The sequence below is a fragment of the Methylomonas sp. Uni0009 genome (genome assembly GCF_054188105.3).
This window is the reverse complement of the sequence record NZ_JBTAFN010000001.1, coordinates 3166881-3186431: the sequence shown is the minus strand read 5'-3', so window position 1 is coordinate 3186431 and position 19551 is coordinate 3166881. Positions and strand designations below refer to the sequence as shown.

General features: G+C 53.6%; 18 protein-coding genes. 4 read left to right on the top strand and 14 right to left on the bottom strand.

Annotated features, from left to right (window positions below):
* Positions 1 to 216 precede the first annotated feature (216 nt).
* The 11 genes from ACWAU0_RS14865 to ACWAU0_RS14815 all read right to left on the bottom strand — a co-directional run bounded on the left by ACWAU0_RS14865 (position 217) and on the right by ACWAU0_RS14815 (position 10018).
* Positions 217 to 732 (bottom strand): type II secretion system protein M, encoded by a 516-nt coding sequence (locus ACWAU0_RS14865; RefSeq protein WP_458137120.1) that lies wholly within the window; start codon positions 730 to 732, stop codon positions 217 to 219.
* Complete coding sequence (gspL, locus tag ACWAU0_RS14860; protein ID WP_458137119.1) at positions 713 to 1906, bottom strand: type II secretion system protein GspL; 1194 nt, start codon at positions 1904 to 1906, stop codon at positions 713 to 715. Before gspL ends, ACWAU0_RS14865 begins: the two co-directional genes overlap by 20 nt.
* Entirely contained in the window at positions 1899 to 2834 is a 936-nt protein-coding gene (gspK, locus tag ACWAU0_RS14855; protein ID WP_458137118.1) for a type II secretion system minor pseudopilin GspK, read from the bottom strand. Before gspK ends, gspL begins: the two co-directional genes overlap by 8 nt.
* A complete protein-coding gene (gene gspJ, locus ACWAU0_RS14850) occupies positions 2831 to 3409 on the bottom strand; it encodes a type II secretion system minor pseudopilin GspJ (RefSeq protein WP_101052115.1) in 579 nt (192 codons plus the stop codon). Before gspJ ends, gspK begins: the two co-directional genes overlap by 4 nt.
* A complete protein-coding gene (gene gspI / locus ACWAU0_RS14845; protein ID WP_033159024.1) occupies positions 3399 to 3776 on the bottom strand; it encodes a type II secretion system minor pseudopilin GspI in 378 nt (125 codons plus the stop codon). Before gspI ends, gspJ begins: the two co-directional genes overlap by 11 nt.
* Positions 3773 to 4315, bottom strand: coding sequence for a type II secretion system minor pseudopilin GspH (gene gspH / locus ACWAU0_RS14840; protein ID WP_129871374.1), 543 nt, complete (start codon positions 4313 to 4315; stop codon positions 3773 to 3775). Before gspH ends, gspI begins: the two co-directional genes overlap by 4 nt.
* Entirely contained in the window at positions 4300 to 4731 is a 432-nt protein-coding gene (gene gspG, locus ACWAU0_RS14835; protein WP_033159026.1) for a type II secretion system major pseudopilin GspG, read from the bottom strand. The genes gspH and gspG overlap by 16 nt, the downstream gene beginning before the upstream one ends.
* Before the next feature lie 96 nt (positions 4732 to 4827).
* Complete coding sequence (gspF, locus tag ACWAU0_RS14830) at positions 4828 to 6039, bottom strand: type II secretion system inner membrane protein GspF (RefSeq protein WP_458137117.1); 1212 nt, start codon at positions 6037 to 6039, stop codon at positions 4828 to 4830.
* A gap of 6 nt (positions 6040 to 6045) precedes the next feature.
* Positions 6046 to 7557 carry a type II secretion system ATPase GspE gene (gene gspE / locus ACWAU0_RS14825; protein WP_458137116.1) on the bottom strand — a complete coding sequence of 504 codons (1512 nt, stop codon included), beginning with the start codon at positions 7555 to 7557 and terminating at the stop codon, positions 6046 to 6048.
* A complete protein-coding gene (gene gspD, locus ACWAU0_RS14820; RefSeq protein WP_458137115.1) occupies positions 7544 to 9451 on the bottom strand; it encodes a type II secretion system secretin GspD in 1908 nt (635 codons plus the stop codon). Before gspD ends, gspE begins: the two co-directional genes overlap by 14 nt.
* Before the next feature lie 21 nt (positions 9452 to 9472).
* Complete coding sequence (locus ACWAU0_RS14815; protein ID WP_458137114.1) at positions 9473 to 10018, bottom strand: type II secretion system protein N; 546 nt, start codon at positions 10016 to 10018, stop codon at positions 9473 to 9475.
* Between the two features lie 151 nt (positions 10019 to 10169).
* On the opposite strand from ACWAU0_RS14815, the gene ACWAU0_RS14810 reads away from it, so the two are divergent.
* The 4 genes from ACWAU0_RS14810 to ACWAU0_RS14795 all read left to right on the top strand — a co-directional run bounded on the left by ACWAU0_RS14810 (position 10170) and on the right by ACWAU0_RS14795 (position 15961).
* Positions 10170 to 11309 (top strand): hypothetical protein, encoded by a 1140-nt coding sequence (locus tag ACWAU0_RS14810; protein WP_458137113.1) that lies wholly within the window; start codon positions 10170 to 10172, stop codon positions 11307 to 11309.
* A gap of 57 nt (positions 11310 to 11366) precedes the next feature.
* Positions 11367 to 13613 carry a hypothetical protein gene (locus ACWAU0_RS14805; RefSeq protein WP_458137112.1) on the top strand — a complete coding sequence of 749 codons (2247 nt, stop codon included), beginning with the start codon at positions 11367 to 11369 and terminating at the stop codon, positions 13611 to 13613.
* Between the two features lie 192 nt (positions 13614 to 13805).
* A complete protein-coding gene (locus ACWAU0_RS14800) occupies positions 13806 to 14195 on the top strand; it encodes an HNH endonuclease (RefSeq protein ID WP_458137111.1) in 390 nt (129 codons plus the stop codon).
* A gap of 722 nt (positions 14196 to 14917) precedes the next feature.
* Positions 14918 to 15961, top strand: a complete 1044-nt coding sequence (locus ACWAU0_RS14795; RefSeq protein WP_458137071.1) for an IS110 family RNA-guided transposase — start codon at positions 14918 to 14920, stop codon at positions 15959 to 15961.
* Between the two features lie 72 nt (positions 15962 to 16033).
* Here ACWAU0_RS14795 and ACWAU0_RS14790 read toward each other — a convergent pair whose 3' ends face one another.
* The 3 genes from ACWAU0_RS14790 to ACWAU0_RS14780 all read right to left on the bottom strand — a co-directional run bounded on the left by ACWAU0_RS14790 (position 16034) and on the right by ACWAU0_RS14780 (position 19047).
* Entirely contained in the window at positions 16034 to 17305 is a 1272-nt protein-coding gene (locus ACWAU0_RS14790) for a FecR family protein (RefSeq protein ID WP_458137109.1), read from the bottom strand.
* A gap of 68 nt (positions 17306 to 17373) precedes the next feature.
* Positions 17374 to 17889 carry an RNA polymerase sigma factor gene (locus ACWAU0_RS14785; RefSeq protein WP_458137108.1) on the bottom strand — a complete coding sequence of 172 codons (516 nt, stop codon included), beginning with the start codon at positions 17887 to 17889 and terminating at the stop codon, positions 17374 to 17376.
* Between the two features lie 231 nt (positions 17890 to 18120).
* On the bottom strand, positions 18121 to 19047 hold the full coding sequence (locus tag ACWAU0_RS14780; RefSeq protein ID WP_171695860.1) for a LysR substrate-binding domain-containing protein: 927 nt from the start codon (positions 19045 to 19047) through the stop codon (positions 18121 to 18123).
* Between the last annotated feature and the right edge of the window lie 504 nt (positions 19048 to 19551).

Sequence of the window (19551 nt, the reverse complement as noted above, 5' to 3'; positions counted from 1 at the left end):
ATTGAGCAAGTTAGTTAAACCCAAAAAGTCCGTCATGCCGCCGGGATAAGGGCGTCCGGTGCCATGGATGGCAAGCTTCGAACTCTGCGTGCGCTGAACACGGCATTCCCCGACAAGCAAACGCCTTGCGACCGCTTCACCAATCGATTGGGAACACTGGGCTCCCGCCTGCGCGGGAGCGACGGACGTTAAAGGCCAGGCTAATATGAAGGCGGGCTAAACAACGCCCAACAAGACTTTGGCGTTAACGATACCGTCCGCATCGGCCGGTTTTTCCACATCGATTTGCAGCACTTGCAAGCGGTGTTTGGTTTCCAAAATTGTCAACCATGACATCAGTCGGTCGAAGGCCAGATTTTCCAGCCAGACGCTGACTTTGTCCTCGCCTTCCGGTGACAGATGTTTGATCGCCGGTTTTATATCCAGCTGTTGGCTGCTGAAATCGACTAACGCCAGCGGCGATTGATTACCGCCATCCACTGCCGGCGTATCAACCGCGGCTTGTTGCCGCAAAGCCGCCGCTTCGTTGCCGACTTGTTGTAAATAGCTATAGATTTGCTGTTGCGCCTGGATTTTTAGGTTCAGCAAGCGGCTTTGTTCAGCAATTGGTTGGTAAAACAGCAGGTATGCGCCATACACCAGTACGACCAATAAACCGCCCAGCGCCAGTACTCGCTCTCTGGGCGTTAATTCGGCAAAACGCTGCGCTATGTCATTTTTCGCGAATCTCAAGTTGCGCCTCCACGCCGTTTGCGCCGCTATCGGCGGATTGAAGTTTCACCTGCATGCTGGTTTGCAGTTGTTGTTTGAATTGCTCCAGCTGGCCTATGTCATCGGCAACTACATGCAACTGCAAACCGCCGTTCAGGAAATTGAGTTTTTTCAAATGCACGGCCGGCGTGTCTTTTAATACCAAGCCGGACCGGTAAAGCAAGCGCATGAAACCGCTACCGATGACATCGTGTTGTTTTCTGAGCTGCGCCAATTGTTGCTCGGCTTGGGCTTTGACATTGACGATGCGTTTCACCTCGGGAAAGCTTTGTTTGAACAGCGCTTGGGTTTTAGCTTCCCACTCGCTCAGCTCGGCTTGCTGTTGCCAGTAGGTATGCAATACGGCGTAGCTCTGCACCGCCAAAGCTGCACCCAAAATAATTGCTGCAGGCAGCCACTGTTGCCAGCGGCCTACCTTTCGACTGGTGACGGCATAGGCACCGCTCAACACATTCAGCTCTGCCGGTAACAATTCGACAGCGCTCGCCATGAATGGCAAAGGCCTTGTTATGACTGTTTCCAAACAGGTATTTGCCAAACCGTCAGGCAGCTTGCGGTCTTCGCTGGCTTTGCATATCAATAAAGTCTGAAAATCAGCACCTTCGGCACGGGCTTTTTCCAGCAGTTGCGGCAGAAATTGCGTATCCACGCCGCCGCCCAAATAAGCAGCGCTGCGCAAAATTGCGTTGCTTTCTTCGAGCAACAAAGTCGTTTGTCCAGGCTGATACGGCAGGCATAAGGTTTCCGGATACGCAGCTGCCAGCTCTAAACCGGCTTCGCGAAACGGAGTAAGCCGCGCCGCTAATGTGTCGTGCGTAATCGCCGCCACGGCGAGTTTATCCCGGTCCTGCTTTAACCAAACCAGATGATAATTTTCCACGTCCTCGGCCAGTAAATCTTCCAAGGCAAACGGCAAAGCCTTTTTCAGTTGCGCGGTGGTCTTAACGGCCAGCTCGATTTCCAATAACAACACCGAGGCAGCCGGCAATAACAGCAGTACAGACTTACCCTGCGCAACAGCTGCTAACTGGGCCATCGTGCCGGATGCCGACTGACTATCCGGCTCGGCAAGACTCAACCATTCCAGTTTATCGGCCGATTCGGAGATGAATCTGACCAGCAGTTTTTCAGCCATGCGCCAAGCCCTGGCGCTGCCGCTTCAAGACTTGCGCACCGCCGCTATCACGCTGCAATTGCGACTGAAACTGCAAATGGGTTTTGCCCATATCGATTTGCCCTTGTAGTAAAAAGTGTTGCGAACTGACCCCCAAGCCGTATTTACCGATGCCGGCATCGGCAACCGCTTCGTCCTTTAAAAACTCGGCGACTTTTTCGAAAGGCTTGCCTCTGGCTCTGAAGATGGATGCCGCCTGATCGGCGCTGATGTCGTCCGCCAAACAGCGCAGCACCATGGCGCTGGCGGTATTGATATTCAGCGGCGCGTAGCCTTCCACCACATACACATACGGCAATAATTTCGAATAAATCTCGCGCGTCATGCCTTGTACCAGCAATAACTCGCTGACATCTGCAAATTGCCGGTTCGCGGCGCGGTAGCCGGGCTTAGATCGGGTATAGGCGTCGTCTTCCGCACCGTGCGGATAGCTAGCGTCCATATCTGCGTCTATCCAATCCGTGATTGCCTGTACCAGCTCGGTTTTCAGTTTTAGCTGCGCCAGCAAGCGTTCCAAGCGTTTTACATCCGGCACGGATACTTTTCCCTCAACCAACAAGTTGTTCAGATTTATACGGCCTTGCAAATCCTCAATCTGTGCTTGCATCGTGCCGCCAGCCACCACGGTCATTGCCAGCGGTTTGGACCAGGTATCATCCACACCATCGACATCACCAACTTTCGCATCAGCGGCCAGCCTGCCAATCGCCCAGCTTTCCAAGCCATAGGCATATTCCCAGGCTTGCATGCTGCGCAGCTGATTTTCGGTGCGGCGAATATCCATCTGCCGCGCTCTGGACATGGACACGACCGCTACCGTGGCGATGGCCAGTATCAGCATCACCGTGATCAACGCTATGCCGTGCTGCGCCCGATCTAGCATCTTCATTCCCGCACCAGAAACAGCCGGCGCATGTCGCCCAGGCCGGCCAAGTTAAAATTAGCTTCCACCGCTTTGGGTAAGCCAGTGCCACCTGCCGGCCAATGCGTCGTCCAGTCGCTGCCGTAAAAGCGCAGTTCAAGCGCGCCAACATTCAGCAATTTTTTCCGACGAAATTGCGTCTGCTGGGTACGGTCCAACACGATCCAGACCTGCCTGTACAAACTGCCGTTTTCCAGTCGATAACTGACACGCTGCAGATCACTTCGCATCGACAACGCCGACCATTCCGGCACGCTGCGGGTTAAAGTCAATAATTCTTCACCATTCCCACCGGAAAAAGCCGGCTGTTCGCTACCCAATTCGTCCCGAATCGAGCGTGGCAAAGCCTGGGCTAAATCTTCGTTAAGCAAATACAGGGTTTGCTGCAACGCGGCGATGCTGTCCGAGCGTTTTTCCGTGCCCGCTCTGGCATCCAACACCGCGCTCAAGCCGGCGTAGGCCATGGCCGCCATGATCGCGAACACGGCCATCGCGATCAGGACTTCCAGCAAGGTAAAACCGCGACTGGCGCTATTGTTCATGGCTGGCCGGAACATAACTAAGCAAACCGGCGTACGGCGATTTATCCCCTTCCAAAAACACTTCTATCCGGTAATCCCAAAGCGTGCCGCCGAGACTCGGCGTCACACCGCGCTTGGCCTGCCAATACCAGCGCCGCCCGGCCATGGTTTCCCACCCGTCCTGGTTCTCCGGCTTTTCGGTATCCAGGCGCAATTGCACCGCACGATTAGCGGCTATCGTCGCGGCTATAGTTTTGTTTTCCAGATACCAAAGGTTCTTGGTATTGTCGGCGGTAATTTTGATCAAGCCGGCCATCAGAATGGCTAACAGCGCCAGCGCAATCAGCACTTCCAATAGAGTGAAACCGCCGTTGCCGGGGTATTTCATGGCTTAATGGCGACGCTGGAAATTGCCAAGCCCCCATCCGCCGTATTACTCAGCCAAAACCGGAGATCGCTTTTTGCTAAATCCAACGCAATTTGAAACACCGCAGAGGCCCCGTCCGGGGTAAAGACAATCTGCGGTTCCGGATGAACTTTGCCGCCGAACCGTTGATTCAGATACACCGGCTTTTCGTCCAAGCTTAAAGCCAAGGTCATGCCTGTTGGCAAATTCCTCTGTCTGAATAGCGCATCATTATTCTCCGGCTGCCACTTGCTTTGGGTAGGCGAGAGAAACCTATACCCTTGGCCGACCAACTCCAGACCTATGCTTTCGCCGCGTATCATCGCTTCCTGCTCGGCCAGCGCCAGCAATTTTGCCAGCCGATCAACTTCCAATTGTTGCTGCTTACTATGATCGGCATTGCCCATCGCCAGCATCGCCATGCTGCTCATCAAGCCGATTAAAACCATCGCAATTAACAGTTCTATCAGCGTAAAACCACGCGCGCTCAAGCCGGAATTTGGCCTTATTTTTGCGCCCAATTGGTGATGTCCGCGCCGGCTTCGCTGCCGCCTTCCACGCCGTCGGCGCCGAAGGAATACAAATCAAATTCGCCGTGCGCGCCGGGCTGCATATAAAAATACGCTTTGCCCCATGCGTCGACCGGCAGTTGATCCAGATAGCCGCCCTGCTTCCAATGCGCGCCGGCCGGCAGATTAGCGGGTTTATGTACCAAAGCTTCCAGGCCTTGGTCGGTGGTGGGGTAGCTGAAGTTATCCAGTCTGTATAAATCCAGCGCGGCGCTGATGGCTCTGATGTCTTGCAAGGTGCGCGTGGCACGGGCTTCGTCTGGTCTGCCCATGATTTTTGGGACGACGATGGACGCCAAGATGCCCAAAATCACCACCACGATCATCACTTCGATCAGGGTAAAGCCTTGCTGTTTTTTATTGCTCATAAGGGTTTAAAGTCGGATTGGTTTAAACAGGTCCCGGCCTGCGGGACAACGGGGAGAAGATTAGAAAGCCAACGTGACAGGCGTATGACAAAACCGCTATCTAATCAATTGGTTCATTTCAAATATCGGTAACAGAATGGCCAGCACGATGGTTAGCACCACCAGACCCATGAACAAAATCAAGGCCGGCTCGAACAAGCCCATGGTCAGTTCGGTGAGCGCCTGAATATCACGTTCCTGATCGTCGGCGGCGCTTTCCAGCATGCGCGGTAATTGGCCGCTGGCCTCGCCACTGGCCACCAGATGTATCGTCACCGGCGGGAAGAAACCGCTGGCTTCCAGCGCCTTGTTCAAACTCTGCCCTTCCCGCACGCGAATCGCGGTATGCGCCACCGCCTGCCGCATCGCCTCGTTCGCCAACACCTGGCTGGAGATTTTCAAGGCTTCCAGCAACTCCACGCCGCTATTGGTCAAAATCGCCAAGGTGCGGGTAAAACGCGCGGTGTTTAAACCCTTGGAAAAGCGGGCGGTGATCGGCATGGTCAACAACCAACGGTGAAACAGCATGCGCGGCCGCTCCCGGCGCAAAATCAGCTTGGCGGCAACCGATAAAGCCACACCAAAAGCCAGTAGCAGCATGCCATTGCTCTGCAAAAAATCGCTGCAACTAATTAAGGCCTGGGTAATAGCCGGCAGCTCGTGGCCCATTTTGTCGAACACGCCGGTGATTTCCGGCACCACGTAAGCCAACAAGCCGATAACCACCAATATCGATACCGAAGACAGAAGCACCGGATAAATCATCGCCATCTGCAACTTACGGTGCAGCTGGCCTTTGTCGCTGAGATAATCGGCCAACTTTTCCAAGACCTGATCCAGCTTGCCCGAGGATTCGCCGGCTTCGATAGTGGCGCGGTACAAGGGCGGAAAGGTACTGGGAAACGCCTGACAGGCCACGGCCAGGCTTTGGCCCTCTAGAATCCGGCTTCTGATCGCCAGCAAAATCCGTCTGGCTCTGGCCGATTCCAATTGCCGGGCGATAATGCCCAGCGCTTCGTCTATCGCCAAACCGGACTTTAATAAAGCGGCCAATTGCCGGGTAATATGCGCCAGCGCGCGCATGCCGATGTTTTGCGCCAATAAGGGCGACTGGCCGCTGCGTTCTTTTTTATGAACTTCCTGAATGTCCAGCAGGGTTAAATCATTGGCTTTCAATTGTTGGCGCGCGGTTTTGATGGTGTCGCTTTCCAGCGTGCCTTTAACCGACTTGCCCTTGCCGTTCAGCGCTTGATATTCGAAGACCGCCATGCCCAGTTAGTCCTTTAAGGTGATACGGATGGCTTCGTCGATACTGGTGTCGCCGTTCAGGACTTTTTCCAGCGCGCTTTGTTGAATGCTGCGCGAAGTCAGTCGGGCATGCCGTTCCAGTTCCTGGTCGCCGGCGCCGTCATGGATTAACTGCTGCATCGCGCTATCCAGCATGATCATTTCAAAGATCCCGGCCCGGCCCTTGTAACCGTGGTTATGACATTGCGGACAGCCTTGGGCTTGATACACCGTCACCCATTGCTCGGCATCGCCGCTATAACCCAACTTGGCTAAATCCCGTGCCGGCACCTGCTCCGGCTTTTTACAATGCGGACACAATTTGCGCAGCAGCCGTTGCGCGATCACGCCGACCAAGCTGGAGGCCAACAAGAACGGTTCTATGCCCATATCCCGCAGCCGGGTGATGGCGCCAACGGCGGTGTTGGTATGCAAAGTCGATAGCACCAAATGTCCGGTCAAGCTCGCTTGCACTGCAATTTCGGCGGTTTCCCGGTCGCGAATCTCGCCGACCATGACGATGTCCGGGTCCTGCCTTAAAATTGCGCGCAAGCCTTTGGCAAAGGTCATATCCACCTTGGCATTCACCTGAGTCTGACCGACGCCGTCCAGGTAATATTCGATAGGGTCTTCGACGGTGAGAATATTGCGGCTGCGTTGATTGAGCTGGTTTACCACCGCGTACAAACTGGTAGTTTTTCCGGAGCCGGTCGGCCCGGTCACTAAAATAATGCCGTGCGGGCGGGCGATCATTTGCTGAATACTGTTCAACTCGTAATCCGACATGCCGACTTGCTTCAGGCTTAACTGGTTGGCCTGCTTGTCCAGCAAGCGCAGTACCACCCGCTCGCCATGCCCGGACGGCAAGGTCGATACCCGCACATCCACGGTGCGGCCGCCGATGTTCAAGGAAATGCGGCCGTCCTGCGGTAAGCGTTTTTCGGCGATGTCCAGCTTGGCCATCACTTTCAGACGGGAAATCACCATAGGTGCAAATTCGCGTTGCGGCTCGATAATTTCCCGCAAGGTGCCGTCCACCCGAAACCGCACTACCATGCGTTTTTCGTAGGATTCGATGTGAATATCCGAGGCATTTTCCTTGATGGCTTCGGTAAGCAGTGCATTGATCAAACGGATGATGGGCGCTTCGTCCTCGCTTTCCAATAAGTCTTCCGGCTTGGGCAAATGCTGGGCCATCTCCGACAAATCCAGATTGTCCTGCATATCGGCCACCATCTGCTGGGCATGGCCGGTTTTGTGTTCGTAAACCGCCTGCAATAGGCGTTCGAATTCCTCCGCGCCGACCGCTTCAAAACTCGCCGGCCGATCCACAAAGCGGCGGATTTCCAACAAGGCCGTTACCGTGGCTTTGGGCTGGTAAACGATACGCGCCTGCTGCGCCGAACATTCCGCAACCAGCACGCCGTGGCGTTTAGCAAAACCGTAAGACGGCAGCCTGTTATCGGTCGGCGCTGGCACTGTTGGTTCAGCGCTGGCCATTGCCGCCAGCCTCACCGCGATTATCTTGCGCAGCCGCATTGTCGTCCGCTAAGTTATCCAGCAGAGGCTGTTTCTGCTCCGGCATCAACAACACGCCGTCTTCGTTAAACTCTTGCTGCTTGTCGCGAATGTAGTTGTATTTGTCGTGGGTCAAACCGCTGGATTTACCCGCGTCCCGGATGATTTGCGGCCGCAAAAACACCATCAGATTCTTTTTAGTGATAGTCGTGGAATTGGTTTGAAACAAATAACCCAGATAAGGAATATCGCCCAACAGCGGCACCTTATCCACCGTTTCGGTGATGTCGTCTTCGATCAAGCCGCCCAATACCAAGACCTTGCCGTCATCGACCAATACGCTGGTTTCGATCTTGCGTTTATTGGTCTGCAAGTCGGCGCCGGTAGTGCCTTGCACCACGCTGGAGACCTCTTGCGCGACTTTCAATTTAACCGCGTTGCCTTCGTTGATCTGCGGCAAGACTTTGAGTTTGATACCGATGTCTTCGCGCTGAATGGTCTGAAACGGCGTGCTCAGGCTGCCGCCGACCGACGGCGTGTATTGGCCGGTGGTTAACGGGATATTGCGGCCGACTATCATGCTAGCTTCTTCGTTATCCATCGTCACCAGCGACGGCGTGGATAACACGTTGACGTCGGTATCGCTGGCAAAGGCGGTCAGCAAGGCTTTTAGTTCGCTACCGGCTAGATAACCGATGCTCAGGCCCTTGCCGGCGGAGGTAATGAATTGCGACAAATTCAAAGAGTTGCCTTCGCCTTTTCTGCTGGCCGCAAACACACTGCCATCGTCCTTGGTTTGCCATTCGACGCCGATGTTCTGCGATTTGTCGTAACTGACTTCGGCAATGATCGCTTCGATATGCACTTGCGCGCGGCGCACATCCAACTGCCGGACCACTGATTTCAAGGTCAGCATTAAATCGTGCGGCGCGGTGATAATCAGCGCGTTGGCGGCTTCGTCGGCCCGAATATCAAAGTCCTTGGCGGTGGTGGCTTTGGTTTTGGCTTGATCTGCTTTTTCGTCTTTTAATGATCCTACCCCGGTCAGCGTTTCCACCAATTCCTTGGCTACCGCATAACGCATATAAATTACTTCGGTATTGCCGGCTTTTTCCATCGGCGTATCCAGGTTGGCGATTAAAGCGCGCATCTGCAAACGCATCTCCGGGTCGCCGCCCAGAATAATGGAATTGGAGCGTTCGTCGGCCACCATGGGCGGCGGGACAGCCGTGGTTTTACCGGCATTGTTGCTGGTAATCAGCGTGTTTAATGGCTGAATCAAATCGGCGGCGTTGGCATGCCGCAGATTGATAATTTCAATGTTTTGCAAATCGCTTTTATCGATTTGCTTGATCATCGCTGCCAAGCGCTTAACATTCGCGGCGGTATCGGACAGGATCACGGTGTTACTTTCCGGCACCGCGCCGATAAAGGCGTATTGCGGCATCAACGGCAACAGGGTCTGCACCAACTGCGCCGCATCCACGTGATGCACCTGCAACACCCGGGTCAGTTGCTCATCGCCGTTCTGCGGATTACCGCGTAACTCGCTTTCCTCGCCGTCTTGCTTGGCGGTGATGTTGGGAATAATCTTCACCACATTGCCGTTCGGAATCGCCGAGTAACCGTGCACCTTTAGTATGGACAGGAATACATCGTAGACTTGGGCGGACTTCATCGGCGTGGAAGTCACTACCGAGATATTGCCGGTGATGCGCGGGTCGATAATAAAGTTTTTACCGGTGACATCGGCCACCGTTTCAATCAGCGCCCGAATATCGACATCTTTCAGATTCAGCGAGAATTCGTCTTTTTCCGCCAACACCATCGGGCAGAATAGGGCCAGCAGCAAGCCGATCAACAAGCGTGTTTTCATTTGCAGTTTACAAGGGAGGGGTTATTCAGTGGCGGTTTGCGCGCGGACACTATCTTTTTTTAATAACAGGGATTCCCGGCGTTCGCCACGCTTTAACAACACCCGGTCGGCTTCGACAGAATGCAACACCGCGCCGCCGGGCAGTTCATCGCCCAGCCTATATTTCTTTTGCTGGCCGTCGTCGGTTTGGATGATGCCGCTGGCATTTTCCGGATTCTTGGATAAAAACAGGATACCCAGCAGTTTGAGTTGCGATTGCGTCTCCGCAACGGCGCCATCACCAGACACGCTATTCGGGCTTTGCCCGAACAAATGCCAAGTGCCGATTTCCGACAAATCCATGGGCGGATTTTGCGTGACCATTTCGGGTGAGATGGGCGCTGCGGACTCTGCCGGCATCTGGTCGACATCGGCCAACGCATCGGGCAGATTGGCATACAACACCGCAAGCAAATAAACCGTAGCCAGCGCTGTGGCAAGCCATGGCAAAGAAGCGCCGCCGCCCAATCCACACGCCGCTGATTTCCAATCGAAAGCAAATCTTGAATATCCCGCAAATTTCATCATGCTTGGATTATGCTGGGAAAACATGACTGTTTTATGACAAAGCCGACCTGGCCGATAGCCCTACATCCGCACCGGCAGCTGGCTTGCCGGCAGCCTTCAAGCGCTGATAAAGTCGGCCGAAAAACTGAACCCACCCACTTTAACTAAGCCCATGAATGGATTATCAACCCTGGTACAGGCCTTTGGCGGCGTAGCAAGCCGCATTGAGGGAATCGACAAATTAGCCGGCGATTTAAATCGCTGGTATTTGCAACAGCCGCCGGACCGCAACTTTCTGCATCCCTGCTTAATCGGCGGCAATCCGGCCCTGGTGTGTCAAGCCGGCCTGAGCCGCGACGCCGAAGCTGCTTTTGCCGAATTGGCAGCCATCGCCCAGCGCTACGGTATTTATTTAAAAGAAGACAGCCGGCAGCGCGACGATGCCACTATCCTGCATAACCGCCGCCGTGAAGTCAGTCTGGTGTTGAGTTTTTGCATAGGCATGCTGGGCTCTTCGCGCATCGTAAGCGCCAACGATTTGCAGCCGGTCAATGCCGTGCCGGCCGTCGCCAGCCAATTGGCCGAACCGGTCAACAGCATGCAGGCCAAGCTATCGGTCGATCAGAACGGCGCCGCGACGATACGCTTGCGCCTGCGTAAACCGCCCAGCGCAGCGGAAGTGATGGCGGCCTACAGTCAAAAGCAGGCCACGCTGAACAGCGATGCGCTGGCGAAAACGGAAATTGCCAATTTTCTAAGCACCATCTACCAGGCCGAGTCCGCCGATCCCTCTAATATCCGCGCGGATCTGGCGGTGATGGCCGACTACTTTTCACATTACCCGCAAGCCGTGAATTTGCTTAACGAACTGCGCGGTCAAAAACTCGTACTCAAATACCGGCAAAGCACTTGGCAAACCCAGGCTTTCGGCAACGAATTTGGCGTAGAGAGCGTGACGATTTATTTCGATACCCGCTTGGGTGCGCAATTGCTGAACGATCCTGGCTGCGACAGCACACCCGCCTGCAGCATCTCACCCGCCGACGCCTTACTGCATGAGTTGCTGCATGCCAAGTTAATGTTACTGGACAGCCAACATTTTATCGACGGCGGCGGCATGGCCCAGACTTTGTACCCTTTCGAGCACGAACGCGAAGTGATTCATCACGAAAACCGGCTTTACCAAGACATGAATCAATTGGACGGCCGCGCCCGGCCTTTAAGGCATAGACATAGCGGCGAGTTATTGCAAGTCTCTTGCCCGGCCTGCAACCCAATAAAGCAAGTTGCGTCAGGCGACCCAAGTCTGTAAAACTAACGAAATTTCGTGATAGACATAACAAAAACTACTCAACACAGGAGACACACCATGACGCCCATATCCAGCCGCAATGTTGCCGAAAAATGGCGGTTTGCCCGACTCGGCGGTTTCGATCAGGTTGAATTGCAGCGCGGTAGCGATTTGATTGGACTGCCTGAACTGGATCAGAAATTATGGGCGGCGCTGAGTTGCCCGACCCACGGCTTGTTCTTCGACAACCAAACATTGGCGCTACTGGATACGGATAACGACGGCCGCATCAGAGCGAACGAGGTCATCGAAGCGGTGCGTTGGGTGAGTAAAGTGCTGAAAAACCCAGCCGATTTGATCCAACAAAACACCACCCTGCCGCTGGCGGCGATTAACGATCAAGATGAAGAAGGTCAACAGCTACTGGCTTCCGCCATTGAGATCTTAAAAAACCTGGGCAAGGCGGATGCAAGCCAAATCACCACCGACGATCTGGCCGATATGACCAAGATTTTCGCCAACACCCAATTTAACGGCGACGGCATTATTCCGGTTAAAGCCGCCGGCGACGAGGCCGGCCAGCAAGCCATCACCGACATCATCGCCTGCTTGGGCGAAATTCAGGACCGCAGCGGCGAGCCGGGCATTAATCAGGAAAAAATCGAACAGTTTTTTAAAGACGCCGGCGCATACTTCGATTGGTGGCAACAGAGCGACGCCGAAGCCGTGCGGATTCGCAATCAAATCGCCGACACCGAAGCGGCGGCGGCCTTGCTGGCGCAAGTAAAACCCAAAATCGACGACTTTTTTACCCGCTGCCAATTGGCGGAATTCGACACCGGCGCGACCGAGTTGTTGAACCCAGCCGACAGCCGCTACGAGCAACTGGCCGGCATCGATTTATCCGCCGGCAGCGAAGAGCTGGCTAAATTGCCGCTGGCTGCCATCGCCGCCGGCGCTAACTTGCCGTTAAATGCCGGCTTGAATCCAGCTTGGCGGGCGGCGATAGACCAGTTAAAAACCCAGGTGCTGACACCGCTGCTGGGCACTTTGGATAGCTTGTCCGACGCACAATGGCAAAGCGTGGTCGGCCAATTCGCCGATTACCAGGCTTGGTTGCAGAAAAAACCTGCCAATGCCGTCGAAAGCTTGGGGCTGGAGCGCATCAAAACGCTGTTGCAAAGCGATACGCAAGCCAAATTGACCGGCTTGGTCGAACAGGATTTGGCTTTGGAACCGCACGCCAAAGCCATCGATTCTGTCGTGCGCTTGCTGCATTACTACCGTGATCTGTACACCTTATTAAACAACTTCGTGTCGTTTCGCGATTTTTACAGCCCGGAACCGCACGCTATTTTCCAAGCCGGCACCTTGTATCTGGACGGCAGAAGCTGCCAATTGTGCGTGAAAGTGGATGACGTGGACAGCCATAGCAAGTTGGCGGAACTGAGCAAAATCTTTCTGGCCTATTGCGTCTGCCGCCGCCAAGGCAGCAACGAAACCCTGACCATCGCCGCGGCCTTTACCGGCGGCGACAGCGACAATTTGCGCGTCGGCCGCAACGGCGTGTTTTACGACCGCAATGGCTTGGACTGGGATGCGACCATCGTCAAAATCATCGAAAACCCGATCAGCATCAAAGAAGCATTCTGGGCGCCTTATAAACGTGTCGCGCGGATGATTAACGAGCAATTGGAAAAAAGCGCGTCGGCCCGCGACAAAGCGGCCCACGAAAATACGTTTAAAGGCATTTCCGAAGCCGGCGCGAATGCCGGACAAGGCAAGGAACCGCCGGCCCCGTTCGACGTCGGCAAATTCGCCGGGATTTTCGCCGCCATCGGCTTGGCAATCGGCGCGATCGGTACTGCGCTGGCCACGGTGATGAGCAGCTTCATGGGCTTGGTTTGGTGGCAAATGCCGCTGGCCATCATCGGCGTGATGCTGGCGATTTCCGGCCCATCCATGTTTATCGCCTATTTGAAACTACGCCAACGCAATCTGGCACCGGTTCTGGACGCCTGCGGCTGGGCGGTGAATGCCAAAGCCTTTATCAACATCCCCTTCGGCCGCTTATTGACCGGTATCGCCAAATTACCGAAAGACGCGGAAATGCAAATGGTCGATCCATTCGGCGAAAAGCAAAGCCATTGGAAAAGCTACCTGTTTTTGCTGATCCTGCTGGCCGGCGCGGCCTACGCTTGGCATAAAGGCTATATCGGACCCAAGCAAGAAACGGAACAAGCGGCCCAGGTTGAGGAAAAAGCGGCGGTGGCTAAAGTTGAAGTGCCTGCTGCTCCAGCTAAACCTGCGGAACCGGCTAAGTAAGTATTTCCTTGTAGAAAGTTCGGAGCCGAGGCAATTACTTTATCAAGTAGTTGCCCCCGTTCCACCAATCTTATAGATGTGGGGTGGCGAAGCTCCCGCCACCTAATTAAGTTTCAATGGTGGATGACGCTTCTCTTATCCACCATTCAACCCAAAACACTTGTTAAATAATCGATCTACAGGCGCCCAGCAATGAAACCAAGCACACAGATGACATCTAAGGTCTATGCGGGAACAGGCCATTGCATCTACTGCCTCAAACAATTTTCAAAAGAACAACTTACGGATGAACACATTATTCCGTTAGCTCTAAATGGCACATTAATTATTCGCGATGCAGCTTGTGATTCATGCCGCGCAATATCAAACGAAAAATACGAAAACCCAGCCTTACAGGCTGACCTACTAGTTCCACGTCTGCTGCTTGGTTTAAAGCGGCGAAAAAAGAACCAGAAAAAACATATGCCCACGGCTAAATTGGGCAACCATTTGATGGATGAAGGGGGGAAGACATTCAATACACCATTGATGACTACCCTAAAACATTTGCTCTGGTTCATTTTTTGCCCCCAGGAAAGCTAGCGGGAGTGGTAATGAACAATGAATTGGAGTCATTACGTATTCAAATTGTAAACCTTAGAATAAATCCGATGCCTTCGACTGGAGTTACGCTTCGAACACCGTTCAACCATACAGCATTCTCTCTCACGCTAGCCAAAATAGGCTACTGTTATGCTATAGCTGAGCGAGGATACGACTCCTTTGAGTCAACTGAAATACGGGATTTATTATTGGGTTACCGCGACGATGTATATAACTTTGTTGGAAGCTATGGGATTTCAGAAAAACCAAAGATTAATCAGCTTCACTGGTTGTCGCTTGTCAAAATAGGAAAATACTTGGTAGCGCGAGTGCATCTATTTGCATCGTGTGGCATCACTCCTTACCAAGTAGTCCTGGGCGAGTCTAGATAAAAAGTCAGGGTAGGCACGGTTTTTGTGCCCACGCGGAATTAAAGCAATCGCGCGAAATGGTGGGCAGAAAAGCGTTGCCCACCCTTGTATGATGAATTTTAACAACCGATAGCCCAGAAAAACCGATTAAGCTGTGATTGTTCATTGGGAGGCCGTCCCACCCTGAGGACTGGTAGTTTACCAGAGCCTGTCGTGTAGATTGGCCCCCGCCCTATTCACCCATACCGTGGAGTATCCGAGGCTTAGAGCCTGCATACACAAGGAAGGTAGGTGCATGTGCAGGGTCGGGAACCGGTGAATAGTGTACTTCCCTTTAAACTGTATTTAAAAATGATGATGACGAACCGCTCGCTCAACACCCCCGCTGAATCTGTCCATCGCCTGTTTGCCGGCGTGGATGTCGGCGCCGACGAATTGGTTTTAGTGATCCGCAAGAACGGCAAGCCGTTCGACCCGCAAAAATATGCTAATACTCGTAGCGACCGTGCGCGTCTGGTGAATAAGTTGATCAAATTACCCGGCATCAAGGTCTGTCTGGAAGCCACCGGTATTTACCATTTCGATCTTGCTATTGCGCTACACGACGTCGGTGTACCTGTGATGGTGGTCAATCCCAAGGCTTCGCATCACTTCGCTAAGGTATTGATGAAAAACAGTAAAACCGACGCCGTCGATGCCAACACCTTGGCCGAATATGTCGAGCGCATGGATTTCGTCGCCTGGACTCGTCCTTCGAATCAAGCGCTGGCTTTGCGCGGCTATGCTCGCCGTATCGACGCGCTAACCGGTCAGAAGGCCGCCGCGAAAAATCATCTACATGCGCTGAGTGCGACCGAGGAAACGCCGAAGGCCCTACTACGCGATGCCAAATTGGCGATTAGTCAGCTGGAAAAACGCATCGATACGTTGGCTGGCGAGGCGCTGGCGTTGATCGACCAGCATCCGGAACTGCAACGAATATTCGACCTGTTGACCGGCATCAAAGGCATGGCCCAAACCAGCGCCATTGCCTTGATGGGCGAACTACTGCTATTGCCGCCCAACCTGTCGCATCGCGAATGGGTCAAGTTTGCCGGACTCGATCCCAAGGCCTTTGAGTCGGGCAAAAGCGTACACAAGAAAATGCGGCTATCCAAGGCCGGTAACCGGCATATTCGTTCGGCGTTGTATATGCCGGCCTTGAGTGCCAAACAGCACGATCCGCATGTGCGAGCGTATTTCCAGGATTTGATCGACAACGGCAAGAAACCTTTGCAAGCCGTCTGCGCCGTCATGCGTAAATTACTGCATGCGATCCATGGCATGTTGAAGCACGATCAGCCGTTCGATAACACACGGTTTTATGCCATCCCTGAATCCATCATCGCCGAGTAAAAAATGATGAAATTTGTTGCTTTTGAACAGAGTATCTACCGGCGGAATTACTGTTGGCTTTAGCCTTTCCTGTTAACGCAACACCACCAAATAAGGCGTAACGTTGACAATCTGCAGCTCCGGTACGGCGGCTTTTAAACTGGCGATGGCTTGATCCAGCGCGTCCAAGCGAAACAGGCCGCTAATGCGCTTGTCGGCCAGCGCGGTATTCAGCAACACGACGCGGCCGGGACGATATTGGTTGATTTGGGCAATGGCGTCGCTTAGCGGCAAGCCGTCGAATTGCAGATAGCCGGCCCGCCACAGCGCCATGCTGTCAGGTTGGCCGGCGCTTTTTAGGGCGATGCTGTTGGCGCCTATCGACGCGGACTGTCCCGCCGTCAGGCGTTCTTGGTGTTGCTGCCCCGCGTCTTGTATTTCAACTATCCCTTCGACCAGTTCCACCTCGGTATGCTCGGATTGTCGCTTTACGGCGAAGGCGGTGCCCACTGCCCGCACTTCGCTGCCGGCAGCCGCGACCACGAACGGCCGTTGCGGATTTTTAGCCACGTCAAAAAACGCTTCGCCGGCTAATAACTCCACCCGGCGCGTGCCGGCATCGAAGTGGATGGCCAGGGCCGTGGCGGTGTTAAGCATCACCCGCGAGCCGTCGGCCAAGGTCACGGTGCGTTGCTCGCCCTTACCGGTGAGATAGTCTGCCCGCCAGAATGCCGGCGGATACAGCGCGGTGAGCGTGACTGCCAGCATTACACAACAGGCTAAAGCCAAACGGAAGGATCGGTTAGGGTGGCGGGTTCTGGTATTGACCCGGACTTTAAAATCCCTGGGGCTGTCATTTCCGCGCCGACGGGAATCCAGCATGGCAATCGAACTTGCAGCCAGCACATCCGCTGCCTGCGCTTGCCTGCCACCTTGCCCTGGAGACTGTCGTAAAAGCTCGCTTTCTTCTCGGGACGACTGCATCGATACAGAAGATAGGGTAATGTCGGGATCGATTACCGAGAGGGTTGGAGCGAGGGAATCAAAATGCGTCAAAGCGTTAGTTTGCATCCCATCACCCTGCCCTCTCCCAGAGGGAGAGGGTTGTATTTTGGCTGTTAAGCTTCCCTCCCCGGGCAAGGGTTGCGCACCGGGAATAATGCGGCGGCCGCGCAGTTGTCCCAAACCGGCCCACAGCGCTTCGGCGCGTTGCCACGCTTGTTCGTGGGCGCTGTCGGCGGCGCGCCAGGCATTCAGCTCTTGCCGCGCGGACGTGGAAAAATCACCGGAATGCAATTGGCTTAACCAAGCGCAAGCCTGTTCCAGCAAACGCTCGGCATTATCCGACATCGGTTCGGTGGACATGGTTAATTCCTGGTTAAACGGTGGGGGAGATATATCATAGACGAGGCCGGAGGCCTAAACCACAGACGCTATTCGAATTCATCCAGGGTTTTAGCACATTGCAGCAATGCCCTTTTGATGTTCTCTTCGACGGTGCGAACCGAGATATTCAGGGTTTCGGCGATTTCGCGCTGCTTCAGGCCTTCGAAGCGGTTCAGGTAAAAAATGCGTTGGCACAACGGGGACAGGCTGCTCATGCCCTCGATCAGGCGGTCCAAATCCTCCTCGCCCAGCGCCACAGTTTCCGCGCAGCGCAGGTCTTCGGCTTCCGGCGGCGTATCGTCCGGCCATTCCACAATCGCGGCATGGCGCACGGTTTGACTGCGATAGTAATCAATCACCAGATTTTGCGCGGTACGGAACAGATAGGCTTTTAGATTGCCGACGCTACCCAAGTCCTCGCTGCGGCATAAGCGCACGAAGGCTTCCTGGCAAATGTCGGCGGCGGTTTCCCGGCAGCGTACACGCGAATACAGCACAGTCTCCAACTCGCCGTGGCAACTGACGTATAGCTCTTGGAGAGATTGATGGACTGGAAAAGACATTTGCCGACTTAAGGGTTTCGGTATCAGGGCTTAAACCGAAAGTAACCAGCAAATTTAAAGCCGGACTAGAAATATTTTGCGCAATCAAACAGCTAGAAAATTGGCAAGACGCCAAATCCGATAGTTTTTTATTAATCTATGTTAAATAAAGCTGGTCTAGCCCCCCGTTTCACACATATTTGCTACATCTAACCGACAGAGACGGCCCACCCACAGCCATGGTCCGACAGCTTAACATTCGTCAAACCCCTCGCCTCTTTCCCGGCTTTTCCGCGCGGCTTCCGCCAGCAATTCATCGATAAAATATCGACAGTAATTGGGTACGTACAGTTGTTTCAGGTAAGCAATCTTAGTTGTGGAACTGGGTATCAAGCCCGACAGGTCTAGAGCGACCAAATCGGCATCCTTGCTGGCTTCGTAAGCCGTACCGGCAATAATCCCCACGCCCATTCCCAAACGCACATAGGTTTTTATCACATCGGAATCGGCCGCCGCCAAGGTAATATCCAGTGGTAAATGGGCGTTATGAAAGGCTTTTTCTATCGTCGAGCGACCAGTAAAACCAGGGGTGTAAGTCAAAATCGGCTCAGCTGATAGCCGTTGCAGGCTTATTTCGCCTTCCGCCAGCCGGTGACCGAGTGGCACCACGGCGACGTGATGCCAGTGATAACAGGGCTTGACCACTAATTTGTCGTCTTCGTCCAGTTTTTCGGTGCAGATGGCGATGTCGGCTTGATGCCTATGTAACAAATTAATCAGATTATCCGGCGACGATTGCACCATATAGATTTTAATGCCCGGATATTTGCGCCTAAACCGGCCTATCGGTTCCGGCAGTAAATATTTAGCCTGCGTATGAGTAGTCGCTATCCGTAAGGTGCCGTTACTATTTTCCAGAAAGTCGTCGGCAATCAGTTGGATATTTTTTTTAGCCTGATTGATTAAATCTACTTCTTCCATGATCTTTTCGCCCAAGGGCGTCAGACCCGTCAGCTTTTTTCCCTGTCTGACGAACAGCGGCGAGCCCACTTCTATTTCAAACAACTGGAGTTGCCGACTGACCGCCGACTGCACCACGTGCATTTTTTCCGCGGCTTTGCTCAAGTTGCAATCGGTTTCCTGCAAAACTCGCAGCAATTCCAATTGATTAAGATTCATAGGTGTGCTCCTAAAAAAATTCCGGGATTCAAAGCAAAATTTTATTACTAACCTATACTGTAATTCGACGTTGCAATGACAATCGATTCTTTCGATATAAAAATCACATTATATCGTTTTAATTTAGAGGTTCCGTTCATTAACATGACAAATCGACCAGGTGATTTTGTCGGCTTTTGTTAGTGAGAGGCAAACCTCCTCCTAGCGACAGGGATGTTTTGATGGCGGGTTGCATAGACCCGCCATTTTTTTCGTCACCAGTCTAAGCACATCGGGGCAATCAAGCGATGATTATTAACCCCGCCACTAACTACCGTTCGCCTTAATGCCCTTGCGGGTACAGAACCTGCGGAATGCAAACCAGCCGGGGCTTCAACGAGCTCAGCCTTTATGCCCCTGAGGATACGAAAGGGATAACGGTGTGCAATATAGGACCGGGAAATCCTTTCCTGGGATGATGACGAGCGGTCGCCCCTTAAATTTCGCCGCTACCGCGAAAGCGGT

Excerpts from the sequence above, each read along its gene's own strand:
- gspL (WP_458137119.1), bottom strand. The coding sequence starts at position 1,906 with ATGGCTGAAAAACTGCTGGTCAGATTCATCTCCGAATCGGCCGATAAA.
- gspK (WP_458137118.1), bottom strand. The coding sequence starts at position 2,834 with ATGAAGATGCTAGATCGGGCGCAGCACGGCATAGCGTTGATCACGGTG.
- gspJ (WP_101052115.1), bottom strand. The coding sequence starts at position 3,409 with ATGAACAATAGCGCCAGTCGCGGTTTTACCTTGCTGGAAGTCCTGATC.
- gspI (WP_033159024.1), bottom strand. The coding sequence starts at position 3,776 with ATGAAATACCCCGGCAACGGCGGTTTCACTCTATTGGAAGTGCTGATT.
- gspG (WP_033159026.1), bottom strand. The coding sequence starts at position 4,731 with ATGAGCAATAAAAAACAGCAAGGCTTTACCCTGATCGAAGTGATGATC.
- gspF (WP_458137117.1), bottom strand. The coding sequence starts at position 6,039 with ATGGCGGTCTTCGAATATCAAGCGCTGAACGGCAAGGGCAAGTCGGTT.
- gspE (WP_458137116.1), bottom strand. The coding sequence starts at position 7,557 with ATGGCCAGCGCTGAACCAACAGTGCCAGCGCCGACCGATAACAGGCTG.
- gspD (WP_458137115.1), bottom strand. The coding sequence starts at position 9,451 with ATGAAAACACGCTTGTTGATCGGCTTGCTGCTGGCCCTATTCTGCCCG.
- ACWAU0_RS14815 (WP_458137114.1), bottom strand. The coding sequence starts at position 10,018 with ATGATGAAATTTGCGGGATATTCAAGATTTGCTTTCGATTGGAAATCA.
- ACWAU0_RS14810 (WP_458137113.1), top strand. The coding sequence starts at position 10,170 with ATGAATGGATTATCAACCCTGGTACAGGCCTTTGGCGGCGTAGCAAGC.
- ACWAU0_RS14805 (WP_458137112.1), top strand. The coding sequence starts at position 11,367 with ATGACGCCCATATCCAGCCGCAATGTTGCCGAAAAATGGCGGTTTGCC.
- ACWAU0_RS14800 (WP_458137111.1), top strand. The coding sequence starts at position 13,806 with ATGAAACCAAGCACACAGATGACATCTAAGGTCTATGCGGGAACAGGC.
- ACWAU0_RS14795 (WP_458137071.1), top strand. The coding sequence starts at position 14,918 with ATGATGATGACGAACCGCTCGCTCAACACCCCCGCTGAATCTGTCCAT.
- ACWAU0_RS14790 (WP_458137109.1), bottom strand. The coding sequence starts at position 17,305 with ATGTCCACCGAACCGATGTCGGATAATGCCGAGCGTTTGCTGGAACAG.
- ACWAU0_RS14785 (WP_458137108.1), bottom strand. The coding sequence starts at position 17,889 with ATGTCTTTTCCAGTCCATCAATCTCTCCAAGAGCTATACGTCAGTTGC.
- ACWAU0_RS14780 (WP_171695860.1), bottom strand. The coding sequence starts at position 19,047 with ATGAATCTTAATCAATTGGAATTGCTGCGAGTTTTGCAGGAAACCGAT.